The sequence below is a fragment of the Streptococcus cameli genome (assembly GCF_053207365.1).
Window position 1 is genome coordinate 490,847 of record NZ_JBRUIM010000001.1, and the last position, 12,884, is coordinate 503,730.

At 35.6% G+C, this 12,884-nt stretch carries 13 protein-coding genes and 1 pseudogene; 10 read left to right on the top strand and 4 right to left on the bottom strand.

All coding sequences use genetic code 11. From position 1 onward, the window contains the following. Nucleotides 1–9: 9 nt before the first annotated feature. From ACVR1I_RS02540 to ACVR1I_RS02575, 8 genes are all read left to right on the top strand, one after another. On the top strand, nt 10–423 hold the full coding sequence (locus tag ACVR1I_RS02540) for a lipoprotein (protein WP_447442478.1): 414 nt from the start codon (nt 10–12) through the stop codon (nt 421–423). Between the two features lie 195 nt (nt 424–618). Continuing rightward, on the top strand, nt 619–1,290 hold the full coding sequence (locus ACVR1I_RS02545; RefSeq protein ID WP_447442479.1) for a class I SAM-dependent methyltransferase: 672 nt from the start codon (nt 619–621) through the stop codon (nt 1,288–1,290). Further along, nucleotides 1,287–2,840, top strand: coding sequence for an ABC transporter substrate-binding protein (locus tag ACVR1I_RS02550; protein ID WP_447442480.1), 1,554 nt, complete (start codon nt 1,287–1,289; stop codon nt 2,838–2,840). The genes ACVR1I_RS02545 and ACVR1I_RS02550 overlap by 4 nt, the downstream gene beginning before the upstream one ends. Nucleotides 2,841–2,842: 2 nt before the next feature. Further along, on the top strand, nt 2,843–3,796 hold the full coding sequence (locus tag ACVR1I_RS02555; RefSeq protein WP_447442481.1) for an ABC transporter permease: 954 nt from the start codon (nt 2,843–2,845) through the stop codon (nt 3,794–3,796). Continuing rightward, nucleotides 3,783–4,577 carry an ABC transporter permease gene (locus ACVR1I_RS02560; protein ID WP_447442482.1) on the top strand — a complete coding sequence of 265 codons (795 nt, stop codon included), beginning with the start codon at nt 3,783–3,785 and terminating at the stop codon, nt 4,575–4,577. Before ACVR1I_RS02555 ends, ACVR1I_RS02560 begins: the two co-directional genes overlap by 14 nt. Further along, nucleotides 4,556–5,281 carry an ATP-binding cassette domain-containing protein gene (locus ACVR1I_RS02565; RefSeq protein WP_447442483.1) on the top strand — a complete coding sequence of 242 codons (726 nt, stop codon included), beginning with the start codon at nt 4,556–4,558 and terminating at the stop codon, nt 5,279–5,281. Before ACVR1I_RS02560 ends, ACVR1I_RS02565 begins: the two co-directional genes overlap by 22 nt. Beyond that, nucleotides 5,262–5,927: an ABC transporter ATP-binding protein gene (locus ACVR1I_RS02570; protein ID WP_447442484.1), complete on the top strand. Its 666-nt coding sequence runs from the start codon at nt 5,262–5,264 to the stop codon at nt 5,925–5,927. Before ACVR1I_RS02565 ends, ACVR1I_RS02570 begins: the two co-directional genes overlap by 20 nt. Before the next feature lie 60 nt (nt 5,928–5,987). Further along, complete coding sequence (locus ACVR1I_RS02575) at nt 5,988–7,025, top strand: LLM class flavin-dependent oxidoreductase (RefSeq protein WP_447442485.1); 1,038 nt, start codon at nt 5,988–5,990, stop codon at nt 7,023–7,025. Between the two features lie 27 nt (nt 7,026–7,052). On the opposite strand, the gene ACVR1I_RS02580 is transcribed toward ACVR1I_RS02575, so the two are convergent. From ACVR1I_RS02580 to ACVR1I_RS02590, 3 genes and pseudogenes are all read right to left on the bottom strand, one after another. Continuing rightward, a complete protein-coding gene (locus tag ACVR1I_RS02580; protein WP_447442486.1) occupies nt 7,053–7,664 on the bottom strand; it encodes a TetR/AcrR family transcriptional regulator in 612 nt (203 codons plus the stop codon). Between the two features lie 9 nt (nt 7,665–7,673). After that, a complete protein-coding gene (locus ACVR1I_RS02585; RefSeq protein ID WP_447442487.1) occupies nt 7,674–8,276 on the bottom strand; it encodes a TetR/AcrR family transcriptional regulator in 603 nt (200 codons plus the stop codon). Nucleotides 8,277–8,947: 671 nt separating this feature from the next. After that, nucleotides 8,948–9,187, bottom strand: a pseudogene (locus tag ACVR1I_RS02590) (transposase); the annotation flags it as partial. 426 nt (nt 9,188–9,613) lie between these two features. Here ACVR1I_RS02590 and ACVR1I_RS02595 point away from each other — a divergent pair. Both ACVR1I_RS02595 and ACVR1I_RS02600 read left to right on the top strand, forming a co-directional pair. After that, a complete protein-coding gene (locus ACVR1I_RS02595; protein WP_447442488.1) occupies nt 9,614–10,009 on the top strand; it encodes a hypothetical protein in 396 nt (131 codons plus the stop codon). A 137-nt stretch (nt 10,010–10,146) separates the two neighbouring features. Beyond that, entirely contained in the window at nt 10,147–10,806 is a 660-nt protein-coding gene (locus ACVR1I_RS02600) for a hypothetical protein (RefSeq protein ID WP_447442489.1), read from the top strand. A gap of 485 nt (nt 10,807–11,291) precedes the next feature. On the opposite strand, the gene lysS is transcribed toward ACVR1I_RS02600, so the two are convergent. Beyond that, nucleotides 11,292–12,782, bottom strand: a complete 1,491-nt coding sequence (lysS, locus tag ACVR1I_RS02605) for a lysine--tRNA ligase (RefSeq protein ID WP_447442490.1) — start codon at nt 12,780–12,782, stop codon at nt 11,292–11,294. Nucleotides 12,783–12,884: the final 102 nt, after the last annotated feature.

The following is a 12,884-nucleotide window of genomic DNA, read 5'->3' on the forward strand; positions in this document are numbered from 1 at the left end:
GAATCGCTCATGAAAAAGTTTTTCTCTCTTCTTATCTTGTGTTTTCTCAGTATCAGTCTGGCTGCATGCTCGCTCGTCAAATCAGAACCGGTAGCAGAAGATACCTTGACAGTATTTGATAGCAAGGACCAAAAAGTTCTTGAAACCACCAATCAAGATGTCTTAGATGTTTTCTCTGAGTATATTGGTAAAAGTGGTGAAGACGCTGACGCTTCAACTGTTTTTGGAGAAATACCAGAAAATGCAGTAGTCCTCTACCGATTTGAAATTAAAGATAAAAAAGGGTACTTGGTAAATTTGTACAACTATAGCAATGTTGATCTACTATTGCTAGAAGATATGCCGGTTGTAGGAGATCTTTTATTGGAGCTAGATAAACAAACAGCTAACTGGTTGCGCAAACCAACAGAATGGGAAAAATAACGATTGTATTCTAAAAAATAACCAGCAAAAGCTGGTTATTTTTTTATAGATAAATAGTGGTGTTTAAGATGATTCCTTTCTATATATTATAGTTTCTAATGATATTATTTTATAAAATAGAAATGGATGATAGGTTGACAAAGTACATCAAAAGCGATATACTTGATTAGTTAATTAACTGGTAAAGGAGAAGCGATGTATAAGAATTGGTGGAATGGTGAAGGTGGAGACCAAGGAATGGAGGAAAGCCACAAAGAAGCCTGGCAAAATGTTATCTCTCTTCTTGATGTCGAAGAAATTCGAGATAAAAAAATATTGGATTTTGGATGTAACCAAGGAGGTTTTTTGCGTGCACTATATGACCGTATTCCATTTCAAAAAGGAGCTGGAATGGATTTAGCTAGTGAAGCAATCAAAACAGCCCAAAATCGTGTTGGTAACTACCCAATTACATATGTACAAACTAGCGATCCTCAAGTGTTTAAAGAAGCCTTTGATACTGCTATCAGCACATCGGTTCTCTACTTAATTGAAGATTTAGATGAGCATGCACAAGTAATTTCGGATGCATTAGTGGAGGGAGGAGTGTATTATGCTTCTTTCGCAGATCAAAGTAAAAATCCAAGTCTGTCTTATATGAAAGAACAGATTGATCGCTACGGATCGACAAAAATGCAGGTAAAAACATTAACTGAAGTTGTGGATGCCTTTGTTGAAAAGGGGTTTTCTGTTGAATTGATAAAGGAATGGAAATCGGATCGATTTGATGTGAGCCATTACCGAGAATTTTATGAAACAGTAGATGATTTAATTTATTCCTATCAACAATCTTATATTATAAAAGCAACTAAGGGAGGAAGAAAATGAAAAAGATTCAATTTTTAGGAAGTGTTTTGCTTCTAAGCTGTTTGGTCGCTTGCGCTAAACAAACAGGACCTGCTAAAAGTGTACAAGAAAATAATATCCAAGTGGCTATTTCAACCCAAGGAAATGCCGATAAATTAGATGCAACAAGCTATGATGCTGCAATGTCTCTTTATAGTGCCATTTATGAACCTCTCGTTAAATATGGTGAAAAAGGGGCGTTTAAACCAGGCCTGGCAGATTCTTGGGAGATTTTAGAAAATGGAAAAAAATATGTCTTTCACCTAAAAGAGAATGTTAAATTCTCTGATGGAACAGATTTTACAGCTGAAGATGTGAAATTTACCTTAGAAAGGGCTAAATTTCAAAATAGTAGTACAACACTTCAGACTTTGAGTTACCTCGACAAAATAGAAATTTTAGATGACTATACGATTGAATTGTATTTTAGTCAAACCGTTAACCAAGTACTTAACGAACTGTGTCAAACGCGACCATTGCGTATGATGAGTACGACTGCTGTTGAAAAAGAAAAGATAGACGGCACATTCCAACAGGCGATTGGAACAGGGCCATTTACAATTGAAACAACAGACGCCGAATCTACAAAAATGGTTCCGAATCCATACTATAATGAAGAAGAGCCTGTTGATTATTCAATTACCTTTAAAACAATTACAGATGCAAGTGCTAGAAGTCTTGCTTTGCAAAGTGGTGAGGTGGATATTGTTGGTGGAACCTTAAGTGAAATATCTGATTTCGAAGCAGAGACGCTTTCAAAAAAATACAGACGCTATGATTTTGAAGGAACCATGAGTCATTTTCTAGCCTTTAATCCAGACAATCAAGTGCTAACAAAAGAGCTTCGTCAGGCTATTGGGTTAGGGATTAATAAAGATAATTTGTCTTCTAAAAAGATGATCGGCTTGTTCCAACCAACTGTTCAGTATGTTCGTCCAGAAAACCAGATTGCGACTGAATACAATAAAACCAAAGCCATGGAGCTGATTGAAACTCAAGGGTACCAGTTAAATAAAAGAGGAATGTATGAGAAAGATGGGATAGAGCTTCGTTTTGATTTTATCATTCAGACAGCAGAATTCCCATCTTGGAAAGAAAAAGCAGAAATCATAGAAGCTTCTTTAAAAGAAATTGGCATTGAAGCCAACATTAGTATTTTGGATACGGAGAGTTACTATGACACCTTGTGGCAAAGTAAAAAATTTGACTTGATTTTGTACCGTACTTATACAGATGCGCTATTGCCTTATAGTTTTATGACATCGGTCTTTGCAAATGGAGATGAAACATCTGGATTATTAGCCAATGATGAAAAATTGACAAAGATGTTAACGGATTTTGAAACATTGTCTGATCGCAAGGAACAAGAAGTAGCTTTTGACACCATTCTAACCTATTTTTCTCAAGCAAGTTTAGCTGTTCCTGTGGATTACAGAGATGAGACATTCGTTACCTCAGAATCAATCGAGAAGTTTGCTTATTCTGGTTTATCAGATGCACCGATTGATTACGCTCAACTAAAAGTGAAATAACAATGAAGAAATTTATTTTACAAAAAACACTAAGACTCATTGTGAGTCTTCTTGTTTTTTCTTTTTTATTGCACGTTTTGCTTCGGTTTTCAGTGGGGGATCCTGCACTTGGTTTTTTAAGAAGAGCAGGGGTTGAATCTTCGTCCCAACAACAATTAGCAGAAGTAAGGCAATTATTAGGATTAGAGGGTAATTTATTTGAAACTTATATAGTATGGTTAAAAAGCGCCTTAATGGGAGATTTTGGTGTGTCATTCGTTCATAAAAAGCCAGCATTATTATTATTTGGAGAACGTTTTTTAACAAGTTTAGGGATTATTCTTCCAGCCTATCTTGTTAATATATTACTTTCCTTGGTTTTAGGGGGGATGCTTGCTAATGTAAAAAAAGAAAAAAACTTTTCATTCCTAAGCTCTTTTTTTACCATTCTGGTTTCTACCCCCGTTTATTGTTCGTCTTTTCTGCTTATTTACTTATTTGGTATTCAGTTCCAATTTTTGCCTTTTGTAGGGAGTCAAACGCCCCTACATTTTATCCTACCAGTGATGTGTTTGGTCATTTCAGAAGGAGCTTATCTAAGTAAGATGAGCATGGATTTATTCTATGAAAATAAGCAATCAGAGCGCCAGCTGATGGCCCGTTTTCGAAAGATGAAATGGTACTATATTTGGTTGTACCAAATAAGAGAGTTATTGATTCCTCTTGTAACCTTGTGGGTACAAGCTTTTCAACATTTATTTGGAATGATTCTGTTGATAGAGTCTATTTTTAGTATTTTTGGAGTTGGGCAATTATTGTTGGAGTCAATTCTATCAAGAGATTACCCTGTTATTCAATGTATCACTTGCCTTCTAGCCTGTCTGACCTTTCTCTTGTATTACAGTTTAGATGTCTTGTTGCAAGTAATTGACAATCGAATTTGTTTGATAAAAGGAGAAGAAAATGAAGTTTTCTAAGTGGATTAGTTGGTGTATCATTCTTGCAGGCATCTTCATTTTCGTTATTCTTTATTTTATGAAAAATCCGAATCAAATCGATCAGACCAATCTACTAAACAATGGCAGTTTTAAATATCCACTCGGAACGGATTATTTAGGGAGAGATTTATTTAGTCGATTAGTAGTGGGGACAATGCATTCTATCACATTAGGTGGCCTTACTTTGGGCATTGTTGTCGTCATCAGTCTGGTGTTAGGCGGTTTAGCAGGGTATTTTGGTGGGTGGATGGATGTAGTAGCTACTTTTTTATCGGATTTACTCTTGTGTATCCCATCGCTGGTTTTAGCACTTGTATTTGTAGGGCTATTTTCAAACTCAACCATAACAATTGTAGTTGCAATGGTGGTGAGTTGGTCTGGCAAATATGTGCGATATATTCGCAACTTGGTTCTAGATATAAAAAATAAAGATTTCATTCGCTTGGCTCCTATGCGAGGCTTGACTACTTTTCAGATTTTATTGTTTCATATCTTGCCGAATCTTTCCATAAGACTCTTATCACTGTTTTTAACGGATATTGGAAAAATTATTTTAAGTATTTCAGGCTTAGCTTTTATCGGTATCGGTGTACAGCCTCCTTTTCCAGAATTAGGTACGATTTTATATGATGGAAGAACGTACTTTTATCAATCACCTGGGCTCTTATTGTATCCAGGTCTGGTATTAACTGTATTGGTCTATGGTGGAAATTATCTAGGTAGAAAGGTGATTAACAAATGGAATCTATCATCTCATTAAGAAATGTTTCTGTTTTTAATTCAGATGAGGTCTTATTATCCATCGATAAGTTCACAATTCCGAAAAATAGTTTTTATTGTATCGTAGGAGAAAGCGGTGGCGGAAAGAGTTTACTGAGTAAATTAGTGTTAGGAATCCTTCCCCAGAGATTAAGTCTATCTGGAGAAATCACTAACTTTGCGAAACAAAGTGAATTGATTTTACAAGATCCAAGGGACAATTTACAACTTTTTTGGACTGTTGAAGAACAAGGACATCATATTTTGCGGTCTCAAACAAAATGGAAGAGACAAAAGCGACAAGAAATGATTAAGAAAAGTTTGTTGGAAGTTGGATTGACAAACCTATCTACTTTATTAAGAAAAAATAGTTTTGAGTTGAGCGGAGGAATGTGCCAACGTGTTGCAATCGCCTTTTCATTGCTGTCAAATCCAGACTTTATTGTAGCCGATGAGCCAACAAGTGCCTTGGATCCAAAAGGACGTATCGAAATACTAACACTTTTAAAACAACAGTGGGAAAAAGGGAAGACCATTTTATTTATTACACATGATTTAGAACTCATAGCGAATATTGCAACACATATTACTATTCTAAAGTCTGGAAGAATCGTCGAATCCGGAACAGTCCAGCAAATTGTAGATCAACCTAAAGAGAACTATACAAAGGAGTTGTTTAGTTATTTTGAAACCAATAGTGATTAAATGCAGCGAATTATCCAAACAGTATGGAGAACAATCCGTATTGAATGCTTTTCATTTAAAAGCACAAGAAGGACAGTGGATTGGCTTGGTTGGACCAAATGGTTCTGGGAAATCAACATTAGCGAAAATCTTAGCTGGTTTTGAAAAACCAAGCAGCGGTTTTATTACTTTATTAGACCAATCACAAGAGTCGTATCAGATAAGTGACTGGTTTAGAAATGTTCAATTGATTCCGCAGTACAATCGCGATAGCTTAGATCCGCTAAAGACAGTTGGTTCTTTGTTGAACAAAACCTATACAGCTTTTTTCGGAGAGCAATTTTCCACTCAAGAAAAACAAGAGCAAATAGCTACTCTGTTGTCGGATTGCAAGCTAGATTCGACCATATTAAGTAAGCGAATCAGTACTTTAAGTGGCGGACAATACCAAAGGGTCTGTATTGCTCTAGCATTGTTGGCTAAGCCAAAAGTATTAATCTGTGATGAATCAACTGCAAATCTAGATAAGATAACAGAGATGGGAATCATTCGCTTGTTACAGGCGCAAAAGAATCTAACAGTATTATTTATCTCACATGATCGTCAACTGGTGGATAACAATTGTCATATGGTTTATTCATTAGAACAGGTCAGTCAAAAAGATTGATAAAACAACTAATTAGTGATAAAATCATCATAAGAGACTACAAACTAGGTGGAAAATAGAATGATTGAACTAGGTATTTCAACTTTTGGAGAGACAACACCCTTAGAAAAGACAGGCCAACTCTATTCGCATGATGAGCGTATTCGTCAGTTGATTGCAGAGATTGAACTGGCGGATCAAGTCGGATTAGATGTTTACGGTATTGGAGAACACCACCGAGAGGATTTTGCGGTATCTGCACCAGAGATCGTCTTGGCAGCAGGAGCCATCAATACAAAACAAATCAAGCTGACTTCGGCTGTATCTGTCTTGTCTTCGATGGATCCTGTTCGTCTTTACCAGCAATATGCAACCATCGATGCTTTATCAAATGGCAGGGCGGAAATCATGGCTGGACGAGGATCATTTACGGAGAGTTTTCCCTTATTTGGTCAAGATTTGGCTGACTATGAAGCCTTATTTGACGAAAAATTAGCCATGATACTCTGTATTAAGGAAGACACCAATCTAAATTGGCAGGGAAAACATACACAGACTGTTCAAAACAGACCTGTTTATCCAAGAGCCGTACAGGAAGATTTTCCGATTTGGGTGGCAACGGGTGGTCATGTTGAGTCCACGATCAAGATTGCCCAGCTCGGTTTACCAATTGTCTATGCCGTCATTGGAACAGCTCCAAAACAGTTTAAACCACTGGCGGATCATTACCGTAAGATTGCCAAAAGTGCAGGTCATTCGGAGGAACGAATCAAGGTAGCCGCTCATTCTTGGGGGTGGATTGCAGATGAGCAAGAACGAGCAGTTGAAGAATATTTCTATCCCACGAAACAGACTGTGGACAATATTGCGAAAGATAGACCTCACTGGCGGGAGATGACACGGGAGCAGTATGAGCATTCCTTATCGGATTTAGGTGCGACCATTGTTGGGAATCCAGAGCATGTTGCACAAAAAATCATCACTATGATTGAAACACTTGACTTGGATCGTTTCTTTTTACACTTGCCGATTGGCTCGATGCCACACGATAGCGTTCTTCGGGCAATTGAGCTATACGGCACAGTGGTAGCGCCTATCGTTAGGAATTATTTCGCCTAAAAAAACTTTTCCGCGAGGAAAAGTTTTTTATAAATCAGATTCAGTTTTAGCTTGGTTTTTGATGGTAGTCTTATTGGGATCATGCCCCAATAATTTAAAATAAATTTGGCTCATGAAGTCTGCTAGCTGTTCAATGTCTGCTGTTTCAGGATGAAAGGCAATGTATTTTGTCACCAAGAGGGCATTTGAAATATAGAGATTGATGGCTAATTCTTTTGGAATTTGTGGATGAATTTTGTGCTCCTCAATCATTGCTTCCGTTTTGATACGCAAGATATCTTTAAAATTTTGCTCGAAATCTGCTTCAGGAAGATGCAAGGAGAACATTGCTTTTACCATATGATGATGTTTGATGGTAATTTGGTAACCTCTTATTAGGTTGTTTCGTAAGTCCATCTCATCTTCTGTTAAAAAAGTATCTAGAGTCGCAGTTTTTGCTAAATTGGTTACATGCTCTACCACAAAGATAGCTGCAGTCGTCTTATCCTCGAAATGATGATAGAAAGTAGAGCGAACAATTCCAGCTTGGTCACAGATTTTTTGAATAGTAATTTTTTGGAAATCCAGTTTTCCTAATAAACTGATTAGAGCTGTTACGATTGCTTTTTTACTCTTTGGTAGAGTTGCATATGAAGACATGTTTTCTCCTTAAGTTAATTTAACAGTTTGCTTTTCAATTGTCGGATTATCTAAATTTGTAATCGATTGAAGTAATTCAAAATAATTGGCATATATTGGAAAATCTAATCTTTTATTTTGCTCGACAAAGTAATAAATAGCCTGAAGAGCTATATTCGCAAATATGTCAATAATTAATTCGTCTGGAACACGATAAGGGTGCTCTTTTTGATAGACAATGCGACTCATTCTCTGCTTAATGACATCTTCTAAATGCAGTTTAAATTCTTGACTAGGAAAAGGTGAGAATAGTAAAGAATACATCGCTGTTTGGTGCTCCAATAAATGCAAAGTATGTTCAAATAGTTCCTCTTTTAAATTCTTTGACGAAGTTCTTGGTTCAACAGAATCTTGTAAAATAATAGCGTGTACCAAGTGGTTGTAATATGTAATAATATAACGGGACAAATCGTCTTTATCTGAAAAATGATTGTAGAAAGTTGATCGTCCTATCTTGCTCTTTTGGCAGATATCTTTTATGGGAATTGTCGAAAATTCTTTTTCCCAAGATAAATCAAATAATGCGAAAATTAAAGCTTGTTTTGATTTGGAGTGTTTATGAAACTTTGACAAAATACACCTCCATATAATGAAATAGAGCTTTTGCATAGCTAGTTTTTTTAATAACAGCTCTATCTTAAATCGTTACCTAGTAAAGATTTTATTGAATCTCGTTTAAGGTTTGTATCTATTATCCTATCCTATTCATTCGTATAAAACAAGTATTTGAACACCTAAAAAAAGACATTTTTAGAGAAAATGTCTTATTTTTGAATGATTAATGAAAAAAATCACATAATTATTAATGGAAAAACTGATTTAGGAAATTAATTCCAACTATTGATTTGATGCTGTAAGAAAGTAAATGTGCATTTCTTAGTCACTATTTAAACAGTTTGCTATTCTTATTATCCTTTCTTGGTTTTATAAATACTAGGGAAGAAACAAAGAAGCGAAAGCATCAAATATCTCGACATGGGAAGAATATGCTAAAGGATATCGATATATAGATGTAGTCTTGTTATTTTCATCTGCAATAGGAATTAGTTTGATAATGAATGCGATTTTCTTACTTATTTCTTACTTAGATCCCAATGATAGAATTGAAGCTATGAGTATTATTAGTTTAATAATCTTAGTAGCTATTATGGTAGGTCTAATAGTAGTAACAAATATTTTGCTTGAAAAACCGACAGATATGCAACTGATGATATTTGCAATAGGAAACTTAGTATTATCTATTGCTGCGTTTCAAGTTCTCTATTTCGCTTTCTAAGGGCAATCAGCTCCCGCTGTTCATCGGTAAGATTATCAATCGATTTGAAGGATCCCGTTGTTTTAGCTTGTCTCACCCACTTGTCAAAGGTCGAGGGGGTTAAATCATATTCTTTGATTAGCGCACTTCGTTTCATACCTGCAGTGTGAAGGTCAACGATTTGTTGTTTAAAGTCATCTGTAAAATGACGGCGTACTTTTCGAGACATAGAGTTCTCCTGTTTTCTTTAGTGTAGAATACTTTATAAATATTGTCTAGTTTAGTGTAGCCGATTCATATCAACGCTTTCCAGACCCCCTAAATATATATTAAATATATACTATAAATATATAAATAACGGTCTTCGACAGATTTTTCATCCAGGTACCTAAATTTTTTCAATTCCTCTATTTTCGAAGGGTACTCAATCTCATTAAAGGGACAGTCGCTACGCTCCGGCTACAAGGGTGAATAAAGGCTATCTTTCTATCATGCCATATTTATTTTAATTTTTAGATAAAAAGGAAAAAACAGTACTTGTTTCAATATAGGATTTAAAAAGTAATTTTAGTAAAATATATTACTAAAATTATTGCTTTTTGAAAGCGCTCTTGTTATACTGTTTGATAATTCATTTGTTTAAAAAGGAGATAGGATGAAAGTAACTTTAGAGTTTGAACCAGGTGATTTTCTTGGTTTTTACCCAAGAAGGTTTGAAATAGAGGAAAAATATGAGGGGTGGATGTACCCTCATGTTAATTTATCTACTGGAGAACTTGATTCGATTGATGTTGTTTATCTGTTTAGGTGGTCCGAAGGAACAGAAAAAATAAGTCATATATACATTTTTTCTGAAAAGAAAAGTAATTTTGAAGATTTAGACCATATAGGAAAAATCATCAATTTAGTACACGACATTTCTACTGAATTTGAATGTTTCTTTGAAGAAGTCAGAGATATAAATAATAATGAAATCAGAGCATCGGAGGATCCAAAATTTGATTATCACATCTATATACTATATACTATATACTCTAGATGTGAAAACTAAAGAATGTAAATTTCAAATTTATAATAGACTAATCAACGATGAAAATTTCTTTCTTGTAACTAAAAGTACAGTAGTTTTAAAAAAGCACAATAAGAGGTTGTTAGTTTAGATATTGTTTATTCAGATAGAGGAGAAGTATGCTTTTTGGAATTTTAGTATTTGTAACATTTTTGGTATCTTATATTATTGGTAACAGTACCAAAGTACCCAAAATCTTGAATTATATTTTACTGTTACTTTTGATTGCAGATACCTACTTAATATCTAATTATGTTATAAAGGAGTTTCCTAGAGTTCTTAATTCAATAATCACATATTTACAAAATATGGCTTCCAGTTTAGATGCTGTGATATTAGTAGCGTTAATAACTGGCTTTATTTCACTGGCTAATTCATTTTATTCAAGGTTTTCTGAAAATATAAACAAACGAAGAGAATATTTAGCAGGAAAAAGAGAAGAACCTTACACAGAATTTATAAGTTTGGTTTATAAGATAACGCAGAGTGGTGGCGATGGTAATAACTATCCTGAAGAAGAAATGAGAAAAGATATCCAAAGCTTTAATAGCAAAATTACACTATGGGGTTCTCCGAAGGTAGTTAAAAAATGGATTAAATTCAGAAAAAATTCTTTAGATGGAGAAAATACAACCTCTCAAGAAAATGTTTTAATTCTAATTGAAGAAGTTATGAATGAAATGCGTAAAGATTTAGGTGTGAAATCGGTTAATAAAGGTAATTTGTTATCAATATTTTTAAATGATGCAGAGGAAATACTTAAGAAAAAGAATGTGTAGCAACTACAAATGTTTTTAGGAAACCATTATACTTTTCTGTAGAGTTATATACTGTTACCATATAACTCATTAGTATTTTTAGTATCACTTACTGTAAAAGTATCGGCTTCGTCTCTTTGAATCGTACCTTAAGCGTTTTTATTTGAAATTACCAATCTATAGAATCTTTTATGCTTTAATTAAATCAAATAGATAATAAATTGAAAGAAACCTATAAAAGTTTTATGAATAGAGCGTTTTGAATTTGATTAAAACAATAAGCTATAAAATCAGGTTATACAAAAATTATAGATTCATAGATTCCATAAAAAAAAACGAACACATACTTAGAATTAAATTTCTAGGTTTAGCTTAGTTCGTTTTTTTATTGTTTTAAAATCTTTTAATTTTGGTTTATCAAGACTTTAATAATTTTTGTTAAATTTTTGTTAAGTTATGCAATTCTATCTCCAAAAACCTTATGATATCAAGTTTTTTAAGCGAGATTACTTCATCGTAGGGAACAACAAGACATCGCGAATCGTTGTGGTGTTTGTTAGGAGCATGCAGAGGCGGTCAATCCCGATCCCCAATCCACCAGTTGGTGGCATACCATATTCGAGGGCTTCTACGAAGTCGTAGTCAATACCAGTTGCTTCGTCGTCTCCCAATTCTTTGGCCTTGGCTTGCGCTTCAAAGCGTTCCAATTGATCGATTGGGTCGTTCAATTCGGTAAAGGCATTGGCGTATTCTTTGGTCATGATAAAGAGTTCGAAACGGTCTGTAAAACGTGGGTCTTCTTCGTTTTTCTTCGCAAGTGGCGATACTTCAACTGGGTGACCATAGACAAAGGTTGGTTGAATCAGGGTTTCTTCAACAAACTCTTCAAAGAAGGCATTGATGATGTGACCGACTGTATTGAAATGTTTCTCCAGTGGCACGTGTTTTTCTTTGGCATGAGCTTGTGCTTCTTCAAGCGTCATTTCTTGCCAGAAATCAACCCCTGTAATCTTCTTAATGGCATCGACCATGTGGAGACGGTTGAAAGGTTGGTTGATTTGGATCTCTGTACCTTGATAGTTAACTGGTCCATCTCCGATAACAGCTTTTGCAGCATGTTGGATAATCGCTTCGGTCAAGTCCATGATGTCCTTGTAATCCGCATAAGCTTGGTAAACTTCAATGGAAGTGAACTCTGGATTGTGTGTTGCGTCCATTCCTTCGTTACGGAAGATACGGCCCATTTCATAGACACGTTCCATTCCACCGACAATAAGGCGTTTTAAGTGCAATTCAGTTGCAATCCGCAGTACCATGTCGATATCTTGAGCGTTGTGGTGGGTGATAAATGGACGAGCAGCAGCTCCGCCAGCTTCATTGTGAAGGACAGGCGTTTCAACTTCAAGGAAACCTTGGCCATCTAAGTAGCGGCGGATTTCAGAGATGATTTTAGAGCGTGTCACAAAGCGGTCAAAGCTTTCACGATTGGAAATCAAATCCAAATAGCGTTTGCGGTAGATGGTTTCCACATCAGACAAGCCGTGGTATTTTTCAGGAAGTGGGCGAAGTGCTTTGGACAAGTGGGTCAATTTAGTCGCCTTAATGGACAACTCACCCATGTCAGTCCGCATGATTTCTCCTTCAACCCCAAGGAAATCACCGAGGTCAGCCTTCTTAAAAATCTCGTAGTTTTCTTCACCGACAGCGTCTTTGCGGACATATACTTGGATTTGGCCTTCGCGGTCCTGCAAGTGTGCAAAGCCAGCTTTTCCTTTTCCACGCTTGGTCATCATGCGTCCAGCGACAATCGCTGTTTCATTTAAATCATGTAATTCTTCTTTGGTCTTGTCTGCGTATTTTTCTTTGAGCTGGCCAGAATCAGCAGTTCGTTCAAATCGTTTTCCAAATGGATCGATTCCTTGTTCTGCTAAAGCAGCCATTTTTTCACGGCGGACAATCTGTTGGTCATTTAATTCTTCAATATGTTCGTTCGACATAAATTTTTCATTCCTCCAAAGTCTGTTCTTTCTATTTTATCATAGATTGAGGAAAAAATCAGCTGGGATCGCACTGTGAGCAAAAAAATATCCATCGATTGG

What these genes read in the sequence shown, in the direction of transcription:
- ACVR1I_RS02540 (WP_447442478.1), top strand. Translation starts at nt 10, where the DNA reads ATGAAAAAGTTTTTCTCTCTTCTTATCTTGTGTTTTCTCAGTATCAGT.
- ACVR1I_RS02545 (WP_447442479.1), top strand. Translation starts at nt 619, where the DNA reads ATGTATAAGAATTGGTGGAATGGTGAAGGTGGAGACCAAGGAATGGAG.
- ACVR1I_RS02550 (WP_447442480.1), top strand. Translation starts at nt 1,287, where the DNA reads ATGAAAAAGATTCAATTTTTAGGAAGTGTTTTGCTTCTAAGCTGTTTG.
- ACVR1I_RS02555 (WP_447442481.1), top strand. Translation starts at nt 2,843, where the DNA reads ATGAAGAAATTTATTTTACAAAAAACACTAAGACTCATTGTGAGTCTT.
- ACVR1I_RS02560 (WP_447442482.1), top strand. Translation starts at nt 3,783, where the DNA reads ATGAAGTTTTCTAAGTGGATTAGTTGGTGTATCATTCTTGCAGGCATC.
- ACVR1I_RS02565 (WP_447442483.1), top strand. Translation starts at nt 4,556, where the DNA reads ATGGAATCTATCATCTCATTAAGAAATGTTTCTGTTTTTAATTCAGAT.
- ACVR1I_RS02575 (WP_447442485.1), top strand. Translation starts at nt 5,988, where the DNA reads ATGATTGAACTAGGTATTTCAACTTTTGGAGAGACAACACCCTTAGAA.
- ACVR1I_RS02580 (WP_447442486.1), bottom strand. Translation starts at nt 7,664, where the DNA reads ATGTCTTCATATGCAACTCTACCAAAGAGTAAAAAAGCAATCGTAACA.
- ACVR1I_RS02595 (WP_447442488.1), top strand. Translation starts at nt 9,614, where the DNA reads ATGAAAGTAACTTTAGAGTTTGAACCAGGTGATTTTCTTGGTTTTTAC.
- ACVR1I_RS02600 (WP_447442489.1), top strand. Translation starts at nt 10,147, where the DNA reads ATGCTTTTTGGAATTTTAGTATTTGTAACATTTTTGGTATCTTATATT.
- lysS (WP_447442490.1), bottom strand. Translation starts at nt 12,782, where the DNA reads ATGTCGAACGAACATATTGAAGAATTAAATGACCAACAGATTGTCCGC.